Consider the following 19,193-nt stretch of genomic DNA (forward strand, 5'->3'; position numbering starts at 1 on the left):
GCGTGGCAACGATCAACTTCGAGAGCGAACTGCGACGCGCCGGAGCCAATGCGACCGGCGGCTGGGGACGGTTTGCGTTCCTCGCACAGCGCCATGTGCTCGGCACCATCGGCCTGATCATCATGCTGCTGTTCGTGCTGACCGCGATCTTCGCCAACGTCATCAGCCGCTACGATCCGCTCAGTGTCGATTCCGCACACAGGCTTGCCGCACCCTCGGCGCTGCACTGGTTCGGCACCGACTCCTTCGGCCGCGACGTCTGGAGCCGGATCGTCCATGGCGCGCGGATCTCGCTTGCGGTCGGCATCGGCTCCACGACCTTGGGCGCCACGCTCGGCGTGATCGTGGGTCTCACCTCCGGCTATCTCTCCGGCTGGGTCGACCTCGTGTTCCAGCGCGTGACCGACATCCTGCAATCGCTGCCGCTGCTGGTGCTCGCGCTCGTGATGACGGCCGCACTCGGCCCCTCGTTGCCGAACGTGATCCTTGCCATCGCCATCCCCTTGATTCCGACGGTTGCCCGCGTGATCCGCGCCAACACGCTGGCGCTGCGCGAGCAGCCGTTCGTGGAAGCCGCCAAATCGATCGGCATGAGCGAGACGCGGATCGCGCTGCGCCACGTGCTGCCGAACACCATCGCACCTTTGATCGTGCTGGCCACTGCGCAGCTCGGCTCGACCATCCTGACCGAAGCGTCGCTGTCGTTCCTCGGCCTAGGTATTCCCGAACCCTATCCCTCCTGGGGCCGCATGCTGTCGGAATCCGCCGCCGAATATGTCAGGACCGCGCCGTGGCTGGTGATCTTCCCCGGCATTGCCATCAGTCTCGCGGTGTTCGGCACCAATCTGTTCGGCGACGCGCTGCGCGACATTCTCGATCCGAGGCAGCGCGGCTGATGAGCGAGGCTATTCCGGCAGAGACGGTTCTCGACGTGAAGAACCTGCAGACGGTGTTCTTCACGAACTCCGGCCTGTTTCGCGCGGTCGACGATGTCTCGTTCTCGGTCCGCCGCGGCGAGACGCTGGCGATCGTCGGCGAATCCGGCTGCGGCAAGAGCGTCAGCGCGCTCTCGATCATGCGCCTGGTGCCCGATCCGCCCGGCCGCATTGTCGGCGGCTCGGTGACGCTCGAGGGCACCGATCTGCTGAAGCTCGACGACGCCGCGATGCGCGACATCAGGGGCAACCGCATCTCGATGATCTTCCAGGAGCCGATGACCTCGCTCAATCCGGTGATGCGAATCGGCGACCAGATCACCGAGGCCGTCCGCCTGCATCGGAGGATGAGCGGCAAGGACGCCTGGAAGCAGGCGGTCGACATGCTGCGGCTGGTGCGGATCCCGGAGCCGGACCGCCGCGCGCAAGAGTATCCGCACCAACTCTCCGGCGGCATGCGCCAGCGCGCCATGATCGCGATGGCGCTCGCGTGCCGGCCGGTGCTGTTGATCGCGGACGAGCCGACCACCGCGCTCGACGTCACCATCCAGGCGCAGATCCTCGCGCTGATCGTTGATTTGCAGAAGCGGCTCGGCACCGGGCTGATCCTGATCACCCATGACCTCGGCGTCGTCGCGCAGACCGCGCAGCGCGTGATCGTGATGTATGCCGGCAAGAAGGTCGAGGAAGCGACCGTCGAGGCGCTGTTCGAAAATCCGCTGCATCCCTACACGCGCGGACTGATGGCCTCGATGCCGGCGGTGATCGCGCTCGGCGCGAAAACCGAGGCCCGGCTGACCGAAATTCCCGGCATGGTGCCGTCGCTGACCAATCTGCCGCCCGGCTGCGCTTTCGCGCCGCGCTGCAGGCTCGCGAGCGACCGCTGCCGTCAGGAATATCCGCCGCTCGACGAGGTCAAAAATGAACACTGGGCAGCGTGCTGGCGCGCCGGCGAGATCGCGGAGACGTCATGACCGAGCATCGCCCGCTCCTCGAGGTCACCGATCTCGTCAAGCACTACGCGGTGCGCGGTGGCGTGCTGCGCCGGCAAGTCGGCACCGTTCACGCGGTCGACGGCGTCAGCTTCGCGCTCGGCGCCGGCGAGACGCTCGGACTTGTCGGCGAGTCCGGCTGCGGCAAGTCGACGGTGGCGCGCACCGTGCTGCGGCTGGTGGAGCCGACCAGCGGCGCGATCAAGCTCGATGGCGAGGACATCGCGCCGCTCAGCAAGACCGCGCTGCGGCCGTACCGCCGCTCGATGCAGATCGTGTTCCAGGACCCGTTCGCCTCGCTCAACCCGCGTATGACCGCCGGCGACATTGTCGGCGAGCCCCTGATCGTGCACGGCATCGCAACCGGCGCGAAGAAACAGGAGCGCGTCGCCGAGTTGTTTCAGCAGGTCGGCCTCCGGCCCGACCAGATGAAGAATTTCCCGCACCAGTTCTCCGGCGGTCAGCGCCAGCGCATCTGCATCGCGCGCGCGCTTTCGCTTGGGCCGCGGCTGATCGTTTGCGACGAACCGGTGTCCGCGCTCGACGTTTCGATCCAGGCGCAGGTGATCAATCTGCTGATCGACCTGCAGCGCAAGCAGAACTTTTCCTACCTCTTCATCGCGCACGATCTCGCCGTCGTCGCGCACATCAGCCACCGCGTCGCGGTGATGTATCTCGGCCGCATTGTCGAGATCGCCGACAAGCACGAGCTGTTCGCCAACCCGCGTCACCCCTACACGCAGGCGCTGCTCGCCTCGGTGCCGATCGCCGACCCCAAGGCCAAGCGGCTCGCGCCGATGATCGACGGCGACGTGCCGAGCCCGATCAACCCGCCCTCGGGCTGCGCCTTCCACACCCGCTGCCGCTACGCAATGGATCGCTGCAAGACGGAACGCCCGGCGCTGCAGGCGGCCGGTACGGCGCATCAGGTCGCCTGCTGGCTGAACGACGGAACTGGGCGTAAAGAATGATTCCGCTGTCGTCCCTGCGAAAGCAGGGACCCATAACCGCGGTTGTTCAACGTCGCGCGACGCCGTGGCACCAGCGCGCTTCAACAATCAGCATCAGTGGTTATTGATCCCGGGTCGCGCTCCGCTTGCCCGGGACGACACCTATTATGCAGCCGCCTCGATCTCCACCACGATCCTCCCCGTCGTCACCTGCTCGCCCTCGGCGACATCGATCGACGACACCGTACCCGCGACAGCGGCGGTGTGAACGTGCTCCATCTTCATCGCCTCCAGCGTCATCACCGGCTGGCCGGCCGCGACCTTGTCGCCGGCCTTCACCAGCACCGCGACGACCCGGCCGTTCATGGCCGCACGGACCTTGCCGTCGCCTCCGGCGGCCGTTGCGCTCTCAGGCGGGGCGAGGGTGAGATCGCGGACCGACAGCGTGACGCCGCGATGCAGAACGTAGAGCCGGTCGCCGTCGCGCAGGAATTTGGCCGATTCCATCAACCCGTTGCGGCGAAAGCGGACGAAATCGAGATCGAGCTCGTCGATCTCGAATCTGAAACGATCGCCGTCACGGGCGGCAACGTAGCCGCCGTCGCGCTCGCGCACGACCTCGATCTCCTGCACGCCGTGGCCGAGATCGAACTGCAAGCCCAGCGGAAAGGTGGTGGCGAGCGATCGGCCGCGCCGCCAGGATGGCGCATCAGGATGGGTGACGTAGAGCAATAGCGCGGCGAGCGCGATGTCCACCGCATTGTCGGCGCGTGGCGCGAGCGCCTCGCGGTTCTGGCAGATGAAGGCCGTGGTCGCCTCGCCCTTGGCGAAGACCGGATGGCGCAGGCAGTCGATCAGAAAACCCTGGTTGGTGGTGACGCCGAAGGCCGTCACCTGCTCCAGGGCGCAGATCAGCTTGCCGCGCGCCTCGTCGCGGGTCGCGCCGTGGCTGATGACCTTGGCGATCATCGAATCATAGAATGGTGGAATCTCGGAGCCGGACTGCAGCGCGTGCTCGACGCGGATGCCATCCGGCATCCGCCACCGCGCCATCATGCCGGATTGTGGCATGAAGTCATGCCCGGCATCCTCCGAGCAGAGCCGGACCTCGATGGCGTGACCGGAGAACGTGATGTCCTCCTGCGTCAAGCCGAGCGGCTCGCCACGGGCGACACGGAGCTGCAACTCGACGAGATCGAGCCCGGTGATCGCCTCGGTCACGGGATGCTCGACCTGCAGCCGCGTGTTCATCTCCATAAAGTAGAAATTGCCGGTGCGGTCGAGCAGGAATTCCAGCGTGCCGGCCCCCTCATAACCGATCGCTTTGACTGCCTGCACGGCAACCGTGCCCATGCGCGCGCGCAGTTCCGGCGTCACCGCGGGCGACGGCGCCTCCTCGATCAGCTTCTGGTGCCGCCGCTGCACCGAGCAATCACGCTCGCCGAGATGGAGGGCGTTGCCGTAGCGGTCGCCGAACACCTGGATCTCGATGTGGCGGGGATCGACGATCGCGCGCTCCAGGATCACGGTGGGATCGCCGAACGCGCCCTGCGCCTCCGACCGCGCGCTACGCAGCGCATCCGGAAACGCCGAAGCATCCGTGACCAGCCGCATGCCGCGGCCGCCGCCGCCGGCGACGGCCTTGATCATGACGGGAAAGCCGATCGTCTTGGCTTCCGCCAGCATCACCGCATCACTCTGGTCGGCGCCTTGATAGCCGGGCACGCAGGGCACACCGGCCTCGCGCATGATCTCCTTGGCGCCGGCCTTGTTGCCCATCGCCAGGATCGCCTCCGGCGACGGACCGATGAACACGAGTCCGGCATCGCGGCAGGCCTGCGCAAAGTCCTCGTTCTCGGCGAGGAAGCCGTAGCCGGGATGCACCGCGCCGGCGCCGCTCGCCTTGGCGGCTGCGATGATCGCGTCGATCTTCAGATAGGATTGTGATGGCAGCGCCTCGCCGATCCGCACCGCCTGGTCGGCCTCGCGCACATGCAGCGCGTCGCGGTCGGCGTCCGAATAGACGGCGACCACGCCATAGCCGAGCCGCCGCGCTGATTGCATGATGCGCAGCGCGATCTCGCCGCGGTTGGCGATCAGGATCTTGAAGAACGGCGTCCGCTTCACGATTGCCCCGCTCATGGCCGCGCCACCGAGAACTGCATCCGCTGCGGGCTGCGCGCCTCAGCCTCGCGGCAGATCGCCAGCACCTCGGCGAGCACCGTCCGCGTATCGCGCGGATCGATCACGCCGTCGTCGAGCACGCGGGCGCTGGTCGAGAACACGTCCATCTGGCCGTCGAACACGCCTGATATCTGCGCCTTCATCGCATCAAGCTTCTCCTTCTCGATCGGCTTGCCGCGCCGCGCGGCCGCGGCCTCGGTGACGATTGCCATGGTTTCCGCGGCCTGCTCGCCGCCCATCACGGCGGTCTTGGCATTCGGCCAGGAGAAGCAGAAGCGTGGATGGAAGCCGCGGCCGCACATGCCGTAATTGCCGGCGCCGAACGACGCGCCACAATACAGCGTGATCTGCGGCACCGTCGCCGAGGTCACGGCCTGGATCATCTTCGAGCCGTGCTTGATCATGCCGGCCTCTTCATAGGCCTTGCCCACCATGTAGCCGGTGGTGTTGTTCATGTAGAGGATCGGCGTACGCGACTGGCAGCAGGCCTGGATGAAATGCGTCGCCTTGTTGGCGCCGGGCACATCGAGCGGGCCGTTATTGGTGATGATGCCGATCACATGGCCTTCGATACGGGCATGGCCGCAGACCGTCGCCGGGCCGTAATTGGCGCCGAATTCGGTGAAGTCGGAATCGTCGATGAAGCGCGCGATCGCCTGCCGCATATCGACGGGACGTTTGTGGTCCATCGGCATGATGCCGAGCAGTTCCTCCGCGTCATAGCGCGGCAGCTTGAACGCAGCCGGTTCCGCCCCGGGACGATCCCATGGGAGCTTGGCCATGATCTCGCGCGCGATGCGCAGCGCGTCGCGGTCGTCCTCGGCGAGATAATCACCGAGGCCGGAGATCTGAGTGTGCATCTCGGCGCCGCCGAGTTCCTCCTCGGTCGCAATCTCGCCGGTGGCCGCCTTGAGCAAGGGTGGCCCGGCGAGGAAGGCGCGGGTGCGGCCGCGCACCATCACGATGTAGTCGGAGAGGCCCGTCTGATAGGCGCCACCCGCGGTCGAAGAGCCGTGGGTGACGGTAACGACAGGAAGCCCCGCCGCCGACAGCCGCGCCAGGTTGCGGAAGATGTTGCCGCCGCGGACGAAATCCTCGACGCGGTAGCGCAGCAGATTGGCGCCGGCGCTTTCAACGAGTTGCACATAGGGCAGCTTGTTCTCCAACGCGAGCTCCTGCACCCGCAGCGTCTTGTCGAGGCCATACGGTTGCAGCGCGCCGGCGTCGATGCCGGCATCGTTGGCGCTGACCATGCAGCGGATGCCGGAGACGAAGCCGATGCCGGCGACCAGTCCGCCGCCGGGCACGCTCTTGTCCGCGTCAGCCACATCGAACATGTAGCCGGCGAGCGTCGACAGTTCGAGAAACGGCGAGCCGGGATCGAGCACCAGCGCGACGCGCTCGCGCGGCAGGAGCTGGCCGCGCTTGTGGAAGCGGTCCTTTGCCGCGGCTGACGCCGCGCGCGTGCGCTCCTCCAGCCCCCGCATCCGCCCGATCAGGGCCAGCATGCCGTCGCGATTGCCCTGAAAGCCGGCGCTGCCGGTGGATATCGTGTTCTCGATAATGGCCATCAAGCTCGCTCCGTCATTCCGGAGCGATGCGAACGCATCGAACCCGGAATCTCGAGGTTCCCCGATGCGCAGTGCGCATCTGTGGCTCGCACTGACGTGCGCCCCGGAACGACGTTTATACAGCTGACGCGTATCACGCGCGCTTCTCCACAAAATGCCCGCTGTACTGCTGCCGCAGCTCGACCTTACGCAGCTTGCCGGTCGCGGTCATCGGCATCTCCTCGAGGATACGCACCAGTTTCGGGACCTGGAAGCCGCCGAGATGCTTTCTGCAATGCGCCTCGATGCCGGCCTCATCGGCCACCGCGCCGGGCTTCAGCTTGACGAAGGCGGAGACCGCCTCGCCCCATTGCGGGTGCGGCAGGCCGACCACGGCGGCATTCCGCACGGCGGGGTGCGCCAGCAACGTCTCCTCGATCTTGACGGAAGCGACGTTCTCGCCGCCCGACTTGATCATGTCCTTCTTGCGGTCGAGGAACAGCACCTCGCCGTTTCCATCGATCAGGGCAAGATCGCCGGTATGGTGCCAGCCGAACTTGCGCGCCTCCTCGGTCGACTTCGGATCCTTGTAATAGCCCATCATCGCATTGGGGCCGCGATGTACGAGCTCGCCGATCTCGCCCCGCGGCAGCAGGTTGCCGTTGTCGTCCATGATCGCGGTCTCGTTGACGATCAGCGACTCGCCCCAGTAATTGCCGAAGCGGTCGAGCTGCACTTCCGGCCGCGACATCGTCGTCGCCGGGTACATCTCGGTCTGGCCACTGGACAGCACGAAGTTCGGGCAGAGATCGGCGATGGCGCGCTCGAGCAGCGGCTTGCCCATCGGCGCCATGGTGTAGATGCAGCAGCGCAAGCCGGACAGGTCGAATTCGCGCCGGCGCGGATGATCGAGGATCGCCTGGTACATCAGCGACAGGCCGACGAACACGGTGAGCCGGTCGCGGACGATCGCCTCCATGCAGACGACCGGGTCGAAGCCGCGCATCAGCGCCATGCGGCCGCCGACCGAGAGATAGCTGAGCAGCAATACGTGGCCGGCGCAGTGGAACAGCGGAAACTGCCCGGTGATCCCGTCGTCGCGCGAGAGCTGCATCTCGATGCAGTTGCTCATCACGGCCATGACAACGGCGAGGTGGCAATGCATCGCGCCCTTCGGTCGCGACGTCGTGCCTGAGGTGTAGATGATCATCGCGAGATCGCGGTCGTTGATCTCGATCTCCGGCTCGAGATCGGGCTGTTCCACCAGGAGACCGCTGAACTCCTCCAATCCGGTCTTGCCGGCATTGCCGGTCAGGTCGATCGCGACCATCTCCATGCCACGCGCTTCCAGCGCGGCACGCCGGTCCGCCTGGGTGTGGAGGTTGTCATCGATGACGGCAAACCGCACCTCGGCATGGCCGAGGATGTAGTCCATGTCCGCCGGGCCGAGCATGGTGTTGATCGGCACCCACACCAGACCGGCGCGGTGGATGCCGAACAGCGCTTTGACGAACTCGACGGAGTTGTTGCAGATGGTTGAGATTTTTTCGCCCGGCCTCAATCCGCGCTGCACCAGATGATTGGCGAAACGATTGGCGTCGCGCTCGAGCTCGGTGAAGGTGACCTGTCTGCCGCCATCGGTCAGCGCGACGCGATCCGGAAACCGCCGTGCCGCACGCTTCAGGAGATCACCGATCGCGACCCGCCCGATGCGGCCCGGGCCGGCGACACCACCAGTTGATGCGAGATTGTCCATGCTCGTTACTCCCTCCCGTCGTCATTCCGGGGCAGCCCGAAGGGCTGAGCCCGGAATCCAAACTCCCGATCGTGGTTATGGATTCCGGGCTCGCGCTGCGCGCGCCCCGGAATGACGATCAGTGCCTCACCCCGAACATCTGCCGCGCTTCTGCGGGGCTCGCGATCTCGCGGCCGGCACGCCGCGCGCAGGCGGCGAGCCCTTCGACCAGCTGCCCGTTTGACGTCACCTTGGTGCCGTCGCCGAGATAGAACGTATCTTCCAGCCCGCTGCGCAGATGGCCGCCGAGGTCGGCGGCGCGCTGGTGCAGCGGCCAGATCTCGGCGCGGCCGATCGCGGTGACCTGCCAATGCGCCTCCGGCGCCTTCAGCTTGAGCAGGATCGGCAGCAGGTCCGGATCGGCCGGCATGCCCGAGGCGACGCCCATCACGAAATTGTATTCGAGCGGGCCGGAATACATTCCGGTCTGCCGGTACATCCCGACGCAGCGCACGATGCCGACATCGAAGCACTCGAATTCAGGGATGGTGCCGGCCAGCTTCATCACGTCGAGATAGTCCTGCACCTTCTCGACGGCGTTATCGAACATCATCGGCGGCCAGGCCCAGGTGTTGTCGGCCTTGACCTTCAGATAGTTCAGCGAGCCGGCATTGCAGGCGGCGATCTCGGGCCTGGTCTCGCGCACGCAATTGAGCGCGCCCTGATAGTTCGGGCCCGATGTACCCGTGGTGTGATTGATGATCACGCCGGGGCAGGCCTCGCGGATCGCCTGCTGGATTTCCTTGCTGACGCCGACCTCCCATGACGGCAGGTGGCCCTTGTTCGGCTCCTGCTGGCGCAGATGGATGTGCATGATGCTGGCGCCGGCATTGAACGCGGCCCTGGCCTCGCGCGCCATCTCTTCCGGCGTCACCGGAACATTGTGCTGCTTCGGGTCGGTCAGCACGCCGTTCAGCGCGCAGGTGATGACGGCCTTGTCGCTCATGGGTCTGTTGTCCGCTTTGCAGCGCAAATGCGCTGCTGATTTTTCGCTGCTGGTTTTGCCATGATGAGAAATTTGTCTCCGCGCCATCTTGCGTTGACTGGCTAAGTGGATGCGCTCACGACACAATCCGCCGTCAGCCGGTTAACACAAGACGCCAAGCCCACGTAACGCATAGCCTCGCTTGCCAAGTAGAAGCGGCGCAACAAGCCGGCATCACGGGGAGAACGTCATGGTCTCGATCAACCGCCGCTCATGGCTCACCGGCGCGGCGGGTGCTGGGCTTGCCGCGGTCGCGGGCCTGCGGCCTTCGCTTGCCGAGGACACGCCCGGCGTCACCGCGACCGAGATCAGGATCGGCAGCACCACCTCGCTGAGCGGCCCGGTGTCGGCGCTTGGCGTGCAGGCGCGCTGCCAGGAAGCCTATTTCAAGATGCTGAACGAGCAGGGCGGCATCGCCGGCCGGCAGATCAAGTACATCTACTACGACGACGCGTTCAATCCCGCGAAGACGGTCGAGCAGGTGCGCCGCCTGATCGAGAGCGACAACGTCGCCTTCCTGTTCAACATGCTCGGCACCGCGCCGAACTCGTCGGTCGTCAAATACATCAACGCCGCCAAGGTGCCGCATCTGTTCCTGTCGGTGAACGGCGACAAATGGGGTGACTACAAGACCTATCCTTGGACCATGGGCTTTGCGCCGAGTGCGCGGACCGAGGCGCAGGTGTTCGTCAGATATGCGCTGAGCCAGAACAAGAACGCTAAGTTCGCGGTGCTCTACCAGAACGACGATCTCGGCAAGGATTTCGTCGCCGGTACCAGGGATGTGCTGGGCGAGCGGTTCGCGACATCGGCCGTGGTGGCCTCGCACGAGGTCACCGATCCCACGATCGATTCCCAGATTGTCGCGCTGCGCGGCGCCAACCCTGATGTGCTGATCTCCGGCACCACGGCAAAATTCTGCGCGCAGTCGATCCGCAAGATCTACGAGCTCGGCTGGAAGCCGATGCATTTCATCGCCAGCGGCGCCGCATCGATCTCCTCGACAATTGCGCCTGTCGGCCTCGACAAGTCGCAGGGCACGATCTCGTCGGCCTATGTGAAGGACGTCGCCGACCCGGCCTGGGCCAATGATCCCGGCGTGAAGAATTTCCTCGCCTTCATGGAGAAGTACTTCCCCGACGGCAATCCGAAGGAAGGCTACAATCTCTACGCCTACACCGTGGCCCAGGTGCTGAAGATCGTGCTCGAGCAATGCAACGGCAATTTCAGCCGCGACAATATCATGGCGCAGGCGAATAACCTCAGGGATATCGAAGTCCCGACGCTGTTGCCCGGCATCCGCGTCAACACCAGCCCGACCAATCACCACCCTCTGCAGCAGCTTCAGCTGCAACGGATCGAAGGACCCGGCTGGCTGCGGTTCGGCGAGGTGATTCAGGGCGCGAATTTGTGAGTGCCGCCGTCGTCATTCCGGGATGGTGCGCTAGCGCCAGACCTCAGATGCGCAATTGCGCATCGGGGAATCACGAGTCACGTCAACACCCGCTCACTCGCCGCCTGCCCGGTGCGGTAGATCGCAAGATCCCGCGAGCCGGAGAAGATCGCGCGCGGCTTCAAGCCGTAGAAGCGGCGGATCGAGTGGCTGAAATGCGTTGAGTCGGGATAGCCGATGTCCTGCGCGAGATGCGCCAGGTTGATGTCCTGGTTGGCGAAGTGCAGCAAATGCCGCGCGCGCTTCCAGGCGCGGAAGGAGCGGAATGAGATTCCGGTCTCCTCCTTGAACAGATGCAGGAAGCGTGAGGGCGATAGCCCGGCATCAGTAGCGCAGCCGGCCGCGGTCACGGGCTCGCCGGAGAATTGCCCGATGCGGCCGATCGCGCGCACGACGCGCGGATCGAGCACGCGCTGCGGCAGCGCGTCGCCGAAGCACATGGTATCGAACTCGGCATTCGCGATCGCGTCGCGATGCTGCATCTCGGCAAGCGTCGTGTAGGCGGCGCGGATGCGATTGGCGAATAGATGAGAGTCGGGCCCTTGCAGGCGGCGCGCGACGGCTTCCAGCGTGCCGTCGGGCACGCTTTCCGGCTCGATCGCAACGCAGATCGCAGATCGATACTCACTGGTGATGGTGTGGCGCAGGTTCGGCATCGTCACCGCGAGTTCGCCATGCGACTCGCGGCCTTCGCTGGTCAACAGATGAAGCCCGTCGCGGATCGCGACATAGACATGGAATGCGCCCGGACAGCGTTCGCGCGGGCGGCCGAGCAGCCCGGCATAGAACACCCGTTCCGGCGTGATCAGCATCCGGTGGCCGGATTGCTGGCCCTTTGCGTCCACGATCGCGTCCATGGCGGTTCCTCCTCGCGCGGCTCTTTGGGCCGCTGCGGCGGAGCCACCATAGCGCAAATTCGCAACCTGTCACCGACGCGAAATGTCGTCATTCCGGGATGGTGCGCAAGCACCAGACCTCAGGGGCGCAATTGCACCCCGGGGAATCTCGAGGTTCCACAATGCGCCATTGCGCATTGGGGTTCAATGCTGCGCATCGCCCCGGAACGACAGCGTAGGTTACGGTCGCGCACGCGGCACAACGTTCTGTTCCTGCCCGGCTTTTTGCTCCGCCGCCACCGCGCGCCGGTAACCTTCGCGCTGCTGCAGCCGCGCCCAATAGGCCGCGACATTCGGCCCGAAATCCTTGGCAAGGCCGATATTGCCTGCGAGCCGGAGCGCATAACCGTTGGCGATGTCCGCCGCGGTGAAGCGTTCCGCGCAGAGGAATTCCGACTTCGCGGCGGCGGCTTCGACTGCGCGCAGGCGGCCCAGGAACCATTTTGCATAATCGCCTGAGACTTGCGGGTTGCGCCGCTCCTCCGGCTCGAGCTGGCTGTAGCGGAGCACCAGCGTCTGCGGGAAGGTCAGCGTCGCGTCGGAAAAATACATCCAGTTCAGGAACGCGCCATAGGCCGGTTCATCGGGACCGACGATCAGCGGCGTCGGACCGTATTTGGTGCCGAGGTAATGGCAGATACCGGAGGACTCCGTCATCCTGGTCTCGCCGTCGATCATGAACGGAATGGTGCCGAGCGGATTGATGCCGAGATATTCCTTGGCGAAGACGCGCGGCGGGAACGGCAGCATCTTCAGCTCGTAGGCAAGCCCGAGCTCTTCCAGCATCCACAGCGGACGAAACGAGCGCGCGGCGTCGCAGTGATAGAGCGTGATCATCAGGCATTTCCCTTTTGCTTCAGGCCCGGCAGCGTGCCCATCATCTTGCACAATACCATGAGCATCACCTCGTCGGCGCCGCCGCCGATCGAGGTCAGGCGGCTGTCGCGATAGGCCCGGCTGACCGGCGTCTCGTTGGTGAAACCCATGCCGCCCCAATATTGCAGGCAGGCGTCGGTGAGCTCGCGGCCGAGCCGGCCCGCCTTCAGCTTGGCCATGGTTGCGAGCCGGGTGACGTCCTCGCCCGCCACCAGCGCCTCGCCGGCACGATAGATCAGCGAGCGCAGCAGCTCGACCTCGGTCTGCATCTCCGCGAGCTTGAAGTGCACCACCTGGTTATCGAGGATCGAGCCGCCGAACGCCTTTCGGTTGCGAGTGTAGTCGATGGTCTCGTTGATGATGAATTCATGCGCCTTCAGGCAGGCCGCCGCGCCCCACAGCCGCTCCTCCTGGAACTGGATCATTTGATAGGCGAAGCCCTGGCCTTCTTCGCCGATCCGGTTGCGCTTCGGCACCCGGACATTGTCGAAGAAGATCTGCGCGGTGTCGGAGGAGCGCATGCCGAGCTTGTCGAGCTTGCGCGCGACCTGCACGCCCCTGGTCTTCATGGGAACGCAGATCAACGACTTGTTGCGATGAACCTGGCCGTCGCTGGTGTTGACGAGCAGGCAGATCCAGTCGGCCTGGGTGCCGTTGGTGATCCACATCTTGCCGCCATTGATGACGTAGTCGTCGCCGTCGGAGCGCGCATTGGTCTTGATCGAGGCGACATCGGAGCCGGCACCCGGCTCGGAGACGCCAATGCAGGCGACCTGGTCGCCCGCAATCGCGGGGCTGAGGAATTCGCGCCGCACCTCGTCGGAGCCGAACCGAGCCAGCGCCGGCGTCGCCATGTCGGTCTGCACCCCGATCGCCATCGGCACGCCGCCGCAGGTGATGGCGCCGAGCTCCTCGGCCATCATCAGCGCGTAGGAATAATCCAGCCCCTGGCCGCCGAATTCGACCGGCTTGTTGAGGCCGAGGAAGCCGAGATTGCCGAGCTTCTTGAACAACTCATGCGCCGGGAAGATGTCGGCCTTCTCCCATTCGTCGACATGAGGATTGATCTCGGCCGCGATGAATCTCTGCAAGAGCCGGCGCGGCTCGTCGTGTTCGGCGGTGAAGAGCATTTTGCTAAATAACTCCGTCAAAGCTTCAGATCCGTCATGGCCGGCTTGTCCCGGCCATCCACGTCTTGTTTTGTCGCAGGAAAGAAAGACGTGGATGCCCGGGACAAGCCCGGGCATGACGACAAACTGATCTCACAATCCCATCTGCCGGCTCGCGAGGTCCTTCATGATCTCCTCGGTGCCGCCGCCGATGGCGTTGACCTTGACCTCACGGTAGATGCGCTCGACCTTGATGCCGCGCATGAAGCCGGCGCCGCCGAAGATCTGCACCGCCTCGGAGGCACAGTGCGCCATGGTCTGCGTGGCCTGGTTCTTCATCATGCAGATCTCGGCGACCGGGCTTTCGCCCTGGCCGAGCCGCCATGCCAGCATTTCCAGCATTGCCTGCGAGACCGCGACTTTTTGCGCCATATCGACGATCTTGTGCCGGATCACCTGGTGCTGGGCGATCGGCTTGCCGAAGGTCTTGCGCTCCTTTGCATAAGCGATCGCCTCGTCGAGACAGACGCGCGCATAGGCAGTGCAGCTCGCGGCCATGCCCATGCGCTCGCTGTTGAAATTCTGCATGATGATCTTGAAACCCTGGCCTTCCTCGCCGATCAGGTTCTCGACCGGCACGCGGCATTCGTCGAAATGCAAGGTCGCGGTATCCGACGCCCACCAGCCCATCTTCTTCAGCTTGGTGCGGGAGAGGCCCGGCGTGTTGCCCTCGATCAAGAGCAGGCTGACGCCGCCGGGACCCTCGCCGCCGGTCCGCACCGCGACCGTCAGGTAGTCGGCGCGCATGCCTGAGGTGATGAAGGTCTTCTCGCCAGAAACGACGTAATGGTCGCCGTCGCGCCGCGCCTTGGTGCGCAGGTTCGCGACATCGGAGCCGCCGCTCGGCTCGGTGATCGCGAGCGCCGAGATCTTCCTGCCCGCGAGCACCTCGGGCAGCACCCGCGCCTTGACCTCGAGCCGCGCGGCGCGGGCGATCGGCGGCGAGCCGATGGTGTGGCTCATCAGGCTCGAGGAGACGCCGCCGGCCCCGGCGTGCGCCAGCTCCTGCGAGGCCACGATCTTCATGAACTGGTCGGCGGCGATCCCGCCATACTCTTCGGGGAAACCGAGCCCGAGCAGCCCGATTTCGGACGCCTTGGCATAGAGCGTGCGCGGAAACTCGCCGTCCTCGTCCCATTGATGGGCATAAGGCTCGATTTCCTTCGCAACGAAGCGCCGCATCACCTCGCGAAAGGCCTCATGTTCGCCAGTGTAAAACGGGTTTGCCATCCGCGTCGCTCCGTTGATTCCCGTATCCGACGATGTCCGGATTTTTCCCGGGCCACTTGCGTCGAGTGGCTGTCGGCTGGACCGACGTTCCATCCGGCCACCTGCCAGCCACTAAACGCAAGACAGTATCCTAATACGCCCCCTCCACTGCCAATTCATGGCATCAATTGAGCTAGGAACAGGCGGCGCAAGACTGCCGTTCCACAGGAGGGAAATTTGCCGGTTCGTTATTACGACTGGATCGCGCATCATCGCCGGCGTACGCCGGACAAGATGGCGCTTGTCGATCTCGCCAGTGGACGCCGATTCAACTATGCGGAACTCGACGCCCGCGTGTCGCAGCTTGCGGCCTATCTGCGCGACGCCCTCAAGGTCACGAGCGGCGACCGCGTCGCGGTGCTGGCGCTGAACACCACGGATACGCTGGAGGTGCAGTTCGCCTGCTTCCGGATCGGCGCGATCTTCCTGCCGCTCAACACCCGCCTCACCGTTCCCGAGCTGCGCTACATCACCGGCGACGCCGCGCCCAAGGTGATGATCCATGACGACGAGCTCGCCGAGACCGCGCTCGCGGTCGCAAAGCTCTGCAATGTCGCTTCCACGATAGAGCTCGGTCCCGGCGGCGCCTATGAGGCCCGCATCGCCGCGGCCAGGCCGCTCGAGCGGTTCGAAGAAGTCATGCTCGATGACATCTCGACCATCATGTACACCTCAGGCACCACGGGCCAGCCCAAGGGCGCGATCATCACGCATGGAATGACGTTCTGGAATTGCGTCAATCTCGGCGGGCCCGCTTACATCTCGCCGGCCTCCGTGCTGCTGACGGTGCTGCCGCTGTTCCACACCGGCGGGCTGAATTGCTACACCAACCCGGTGCTGCATGCCGGCGGCACGGTGCTGATCATGCGCGCGTTCGATCCCGGCGAAGCGCTGAAGCTGATCGGCGATCCGGCGCAGGGCATCAATGTGTTCTTCGGTGTGCCCGCGATCTACCAGTTCATGGCGCAGCATCCGACCTTCGCCACCGTGGATCTCAGCCGACTCGTGATCGGCGGCGTCGGCGGCGCGCCGATGCCGGTGCCGCTGCTCAAGACCTGGGAAGCACGCGGCGTCGCCCTGCAGCAAGGCTACGGCATGACCGAGACCTCGCCGGCAGTGATGGTGCTCGACCGCGAGGATGCGGCGCGCAAGGCCGGCTCGTCCGGCAAGCCGGTGCTGCACACCGAGGTTCGGATCGTGCGGCCCGACGGCAGCGATGCCGCGGTCGGCGAGCTCGGCGAACTCTGGGTCAAGGGACCGAACATCACGCCGGGCTACTGGAACCGGCCGGACGCCGATGCCTCCTCCTTCACCGACGGCTGGCTGCACACCGGCGACGCCACGCGGATCGACGAGGAAGGCTTCTACTACATCGTCGACCGCTGGAAGGACATGTACATCTCCGGCGGCGAGAACGTCTATCCGGCCGAGGTCGAGAGCGTGCTGCATCAACTGGCAGCCGTTGCCGAGGCCGCGGTCATCGGCATCCCGAACGAGCAATGGGGTGAGGTCGGGATGGCCGTGATCGCGGTGAAGCCGGGCCATACGCTGACGCCGGCCGAGATCCACGCGCATTGCCAGGCCAATCTGGCGCGGTTCAAGTGCCCGCGCCTGATCGAATTCATCGATGCCCTGCCGCGGAATGCGACAGGCAAAATTCATAAGCCGACGCTCCGGCAACAATTCAGCCGGCCGAAGCCAACCGATACCGCGGCGTAATTCTAGGACGCGTCGCGTTCCGGATTTCGCCGTGACAAGAGTTACCCCGTAACCGTCTGCCGGGACCGGCCGCGGGTTCGTTGCGTAAGTCCCCAACCAAAATCAATCGAGGAAATTGCCTTTATGAAAACAACAACACTGTCGCTGCTGGCAGCCGCCACGGCGCTCTGCCTGCTCTCCACCCAGGCCGCCTTTGCACAAAAGAAGTATGACACCGGCGCCTCCGACACCGAGATCAAGATCGGCAATGTCGAGGCTTATAGCGGTCCCGCCTCCGCCTACGGCATCATCGGCAAGACCGAAGAAGCCTATTTCAAGATGATCAACGATTCCGGCGGCATCAACGGCCGCAAGATCAACTGGATCTCCTATGACGACGGCTACTCGCCGCCGAAGACCGTGGAGCAGATCCGCAAGCTGATCGAAAGCGACGAGGTCTTCCTGGTGTTCAACGCGCTGGGGACGCCGACCCAGACCGCAGTGCAGAAGTATCACAACGCCAAGAAGGTGCCGCAGCTCTTCCTCGCCACCGGCGCCAGCAAGTGGAACGATCCGAAGGATTTTCCGTGGACGATGGGCTTCCAGCCGAGCTATCGCGTCGAGGCGCGGATCTTCGGCAAGTACATCCTCAAGGCCAAGCCGGATGCCAAGGTCGTGATCTTCTATGCCAATGACGATTTCGGCAAGGACTACCTGCTCGGCCTGAAGGAGGTCCTCGACAAATCGACCGTCAAGATCGTCGCCGAGGAAAGCTACGAGACCACCGAGCCGTCGATCGATTCCCATATCGTCAAGCTGAAGGACACCGGCGCCGACGTGTTCGTCAACATCTCGACGCCGAAATTCGCGGCGCAAGCGATCAAGAAGATCGCCGAGCTCGGCTGGAAGCCGATGCAGGTGATGACCGACGTCTCGATCTCGATCGGCGCGGTGATGAAGCCCGCCGGTCTTGAAGCTTCCGAAGGCGTGCTGTCGGCCGGCTACCTCAAGGACGCGTCCGATCCGCAGTGGAAGAACGACGAGGGCATGAAGAAGTTCATGGCCTTCGCCGAGAAGTACATGCCAGGTGCCAATCTGGCCGACGCCAACCTGGTCTATGGCTACGCCGCGGCGCAGACCATGGTGCAGGTGCTGAAGCAGGCCGGCGACAACCTGACGCGTGAGAACGTGATGAAGCAGGCTGCCAGCCTGAAGGATTTCACGCCCGACACGCTGATCCCCGGCATCAGGATCAACACCAGCGCGACCGACTTCGCTCCGGTCGAGCAGCTCAAGATGATGCAGTTCAAGAACGGACAGTGGGAGCTGTTCGGCGACATCATCAGCGCCGAGACTGGCGGCTAGCGCCGCACGCTCACCGAGCGAACAGTGCCGCGAAGCCGCCCGTTCGGGCGGCTTCGTTGTTCTGCGGGTACTTCGTAGTCCGCAGCGAGTTGAATCTAAATAGACCGGCCGGATGGGCACACCACTCTCTCACCGTCACCCCCGCGCAACGGGCTTGCCGTTGTTGCTGGAGGAGCCGCGAAGCGGCGTCTCGAAAGGTCCCGATGCGGCAGCTCGGCCGCGCATCCTTCGAGGCTCGCCCAACGGCGCAATTGCGCCGCAAGGCTCGCACCTCAGGATGACGGGACCGGCACCGTCCTTGTGATTTCGTCCTCAATTCCTAGTTAACAAGAGGGGCCGAGCCGAAGCCAGGCTGTCGAACCGATGGATTCCAACGTTCACTATCTGCCGTTGACTCCGGGATTCTTCTCGATCCTGGTGTTCGTGGCCGTAGCGCTGGTGGTGCTGATCCAGCTTCGTATCCTGCGCTATGCCTATATGCGGCTCGGCATCGGTCCCGGTGTCGCGTTGCTGCTGCTGTTCGGTTCGCTGATCGGCAGCTATTTCAACATTCCGATCACCGTGCTGTCCGGACCACCGGTACGATCGGGGCAGATCGTCGACTTCTTTGGCATGCGCTATGTGGTGCCGTTCCTGACGTCGCCGAGGACGATTCTGGCTGTGAATGTCGGCGGCGCGGTAATCCCGGCCGTGATGTCCACCTATTTGATGCTGCGCTATCAGCTCTGGCTGAGGGCCGCGATCGCGACAGTCGTCATCGCAGCCATCGTCCATGCCAGCGCCACGCCGGTGCCGGGAATGGGAATCGCCGTTCCCGTATTCGTACCGGTCGTGGCCACCGCCATCCTCGCTCTGCTGCTGTCGCGTGAATACGGGGCACCGCTCGCCTATATCGGCGGCTCGATGGGAACGCTGCTCGGCGCCGATCTGTTGAATCTCGATAAGATCGGCAGCCTCGGCGCGCCGATCGCATCAATCGGTGGCGCCGGCACATTTGACGGCATTTTCCTGACCGGCATTCTCGCCGTGCTGATCGCCGGCGTGGCCGCGCCTGCGCGTCCGAGACCGGCGTAAAC

The 19,193-nt window shown here is 64.7% G+C and carries 15 protein-coding genes; 7 read left to right on the forward strand and 8 right to left on the reverse strand.

Annotated elements, in window-relative coordinates:
• The first annotated feature begins 2 nt into the window (after positions 1 to 2).
• Genes ABIB78_RS21320 through ABIB78_RS21330 form a run of 3 tightly spaced genes read left to right on the forward strand, consistent with a single transcriptional unit; the run spans position 3 to position 2,898 of the window.
• Entirely contained in the window at positions 3 to 896 is an 894-nt protein-coding gene (locus ABIB78_RS21320; RefSeq protein WP_429028214.1) for an ABC transporter permease, read from the forward strand.
• Positions 896 to 1,909 carry an ABC transporter ATP-binding protein gene (locus ABIB78_RS21325; protein WP_429028216.1) on the forward strand — a complete coding sequence of 338 codons (1,014 nt, stop codon included), beginning with the start codon at positions 896 to 898 and terminating at the stop codon, positions 1,907 to 1,909. Before ABIB78_RS21320 ends, ABIB78_RS21325 begins: the two co-directional genes overlap by 1 nt.
• The gene (locus ABIB78_RS21330) at positions 1,906 to 2,898 is read left to right on the forward strand and encodes an ABC transporter ATP-binding protein (RefSeq protein WP_429028217.1); all 993 of its coding nucleotides are present in this window, start codon (positions 1,906 to 1,908) and stop codon (positions 2,896 to 2,898) included. Before ABIB78_RS21325 ends, ABIB78_RS21330 begins: the two co-directional genes overlap by 4 nt.
• Positions 2,899 to 3,042: 144 nt before the next feature.
• Here ABIB78_RS21330 and ABIB78_RS21335 read toward each other — a convergent pair whose 3' ends face one another.
• From ABIB78_RS21335 to ABIB78_RS21350, 4 genes are all read right to left on the reverse strand, one after another.
• The gene (locus ABIB78_RS21335; RefSeq protein WP_429028219.1) at positions 3,043 to 5,019 is read right to left on the reverse strand and encodes an acetyl/propionyl/methylcrotonyl-CoA carboxylase subunit alpha; all 1,977 of its coding nucleotides are present in this window, start codon (positions 5,017 to 5,019) and stop codon (positions 3,043 to 3,045) included.
• Positions 5,016 to 6,632 (reverse strand): acyl-CoA carboxylase subunit beta, encoded by a 1,617-nt coding sequence (locus tag ABIB78_RS21340; protein WP_429028221.1) that lies wholly within the window; start codon positions 6,630 to 6,632, stop codon positions 5,016 to 5,018. The genes ABIB78_RS21335 and ABIB78_RS21340 overlap by 4 nt, the downstream gene beginning before the upstream one ends.
• Before the next feature lie 133 nt (positions 6,633 to 6,765).
• The gene (locus ABIB78_RS21345) at positions 6,766 to 8,367 is read right to left on the reverse strand and encodes an AMP-binding protein (RefSeq protein ID WP_429028223.1); all 1,602 of its coding nucleotides are present in this window, start codon (positions 8,365 to 8,367) and stop codon (positions 6,766 to 6,768) included.
• A 118-nt stretch (positions 8,368 to 8,485) separates the two neighbouring features.
• Positions 8,486 to 9,352: a 3-keto-5-aminohexanoate cleavage protein gene (locus ABIB78_RS21350; RefSeq protein WP_429028225.1), complete on the reverse strand. Its 867-nt coding sequence runs from the start codon at positions 9,350 to 9,352 to the stop codon at positions 8,486 to 8,488.
• 229 nt (positions 9,353 to 9,581) lie between these two features.
• Here ABIB78_RS21350 and ABIB78_RS21355 point away from each other — a divergent pair, with 229 nt between their 5' ends.
• Complete coding sequence (locus ABIB78_RS21355) at positions 9,582 to 10,805, forward strand: ABC transporter substrate-binding protein (protein WP_429028226.1); 1,224 nt, start codon at positions 9,582 to 9,584, stop codon at positions 10,803 to 10,805.
• Positions 10,806 to 10,882: 77 nt separating this feature from the next.
• On the opposite strand, the gene ABIB78_RS21360 is transcribed toward ABIB78_RS21355, so the two are convergent.
• The 4 genes from ABIB78_RS21360 to ABIB78_RS21375 form a co-directional block, all read right to left on the reverse strand.
• Entirely contained in the window at positions 10,883 to 11,689 is an 807-nt protein-coding gene (locus tag ABIB78_RS21360) for a helix-turn-helix domain-containing protein (protein ID WP_429028517.1), read from the reverse strand.
• A gap of 231 nt (positions 11,690 to 11,920) precedes the next feature.
• Positions 11,921 to 12,577: a glutathione S-transferase family protein gene (locus ABIB78_RS21365; RefSeq protein ID WP_429028227.1), complete on the reverse strand. Its 657-nt coding sequence runs from the start codon at positions 12,575 to 12,577 to the stop codon at positions 11,921 to 11,923.
• A complete protein-coding gene (locus tag ABIB78_RS21370) occupies positions 12,577 to 13,746 on the reverse strand; it encodes an acyl-CoA dehydrogenase family protein (protein WP_429028229.1) in 1,170 nt (389 codons plus the stop codon). Before ABIB78_RS21370 ends, ABIB78_RS21365 begins: the two co-directional genes overlap by 1 nt.
• Positions 13,747 to 13,878: 132 nt before the next feature.
• Complete coding sequence (locus ABIB78_RS21375; protein ID WP_429028231.1) at positions 13,879 to 15,015, reverse strand: acyl-CoA dehydrogenase family protein; 1,137 nt, start codon at positions 15,013 to 15,015, stop codon at positions 13,879 to 13,881.
• Positions 15,016 to 15,231: 216 nt separating this feature from the next.
• On the opposite strand from ABIB78_RS21375, the gene ABIB78_RS21380 reads away from it, so the two are divergent.
• The 3 genes from ABIB78_RS21380 to ABIB78_RS21390 all read left to right on the forward strand — a co-directional run bounded on the left by ABIB78_RS21380 (position 15,232) and on the right by ABIB78_RS21390 (position 19,191).
• Positions 15,232 to 16,773, forward strand: a complete 1,542-nt coding sequence (locus ABIB78_RS21380) for an acyl-CoA synthetase (protein ID WP_429028233.1) — start codon at positions 15,232 to 15,234, stop codon at positions 16,771 to 16,773.
• A 123-nt stretch (positions 16,774 to 16,896) separates the two neighbouring features.
• Positions 16,897 to 18,117 (forward strand): ABC transporter substrate-binding protein, encoded by a 1,221-nt coding sequence (locus ABIB78_RS21385; RefSeq protein WP_429028235.1) that lies wholly within the window; start codon positions 16,897 to 16,899, stop codon positions 18,115 to 18,117.
• A gap of 363 nt (positions 18,118 to 18,480) precedes the next feature.
• Positions 18,481 to 19,191, forward strand: a complete 711-nt coding sequence (locus ABIB78_RS21390; protein ID WP_429028236.1) for a DUF1614 domain-containing protein — start codon at positions 18,481 to 18,483, stop codon at positions 19,189 to 19,191.
• Positions 19,192 to 19,193: the final 2 nt, after the last annotated feature.

The organism is Bradyrhizobium sp. I1.14.4 (genome assembly GCF_050435825.1).
Taxonomy (GTDB): Bacteria; Pseudomonadota; Alphaproteobacteria; order Rhizobiales; family Xanthobacteraceae; genus Bradyrhizobium.

Coding starts and splice junctions, on each gene's coding strand:
- ABIB78_RS21325 (WP_429028216.1), top strand. CDS start 896: ATGAGCGAGGCTATTCCGGCAGAGACGGTTCTCGACGTGAAGAACCTG.
- ABIB78_RS21330 (WP_429028217.1), top strand. CDS start 1,906: ATGACCGAGCATCGCCCGCTCCTCGAGGTCACCGATCTCGTCAAGCAC.
- ABIB78_RS21335 (WP_429028219.1), bottom strand. CDS start 5,019: ATGAGCGGGGCAATCGTGAAGCGGACGCCGTTCTTCAAGATCCTGATC.
- ABIB78_RS21340 (WP_429028221.1), bottom strand. CDS start 6,632: ATGGCCATTATCGAGAACACGATATCCACCGGCAGCGCCGGCTTTCAG.
- ABIB78_RS21345 (WP_429028223.1), bottom strand. CDS start 8,367: ATGGACAATCTCGCATCAACTGGTGGTGTCGCCGGCCCGGGCCGCATC.
- ABIB78_RS21350 (WP_429028225.1), bottom strand. CDS start 9,352: ATGAGCGACAAGGCCGTCATCACCTGCGCGCTGAACGGCGTGCTGACC.
- ABIB78_RS21355 (WP_429028226.1), top strand. CDS start 9,582: ATGGTCTCGATCAACCGCCGCTCATGGCTCACCGGCGCGGCGGGTGCT.
- ABIB78_RS21365 (WP_429028227.1), bottom strand. CDS start 12,577: ATGATCACGCTCTATCACTGCGACGCCGCGCGCTCGTTTCGTCCGCTG.
- ABIB78_RS21370 (WP_429028229.1), bottom strand. CDS start 13,746: ATGCTCTTCACCGCCGAACACGACGAGCCGCGCCGGCTCTTGCAGAGA.
- ABIB78_RS21375 (WP_429028231.1), bottom strand. CDS start 15,015: ATGGCAAACCCGTTTTACACTGGCGAACATGAGGCCTTTCGCGAGGTG.
- ABIB78_RS21385 (WP_429028235.1), top strand. CDS start 16,897: ATGAAAACAACAACACTGTCGCTGCTGGCAGCCGCCACGGCGCTCTGC.
- ABIB78_RS21390 (WP_429028236.1), top strand. CDS start 18,481: ATGGATTCCAACGTTCACTATCTGCCGTTGACTCCGGGATTCTTCTCG.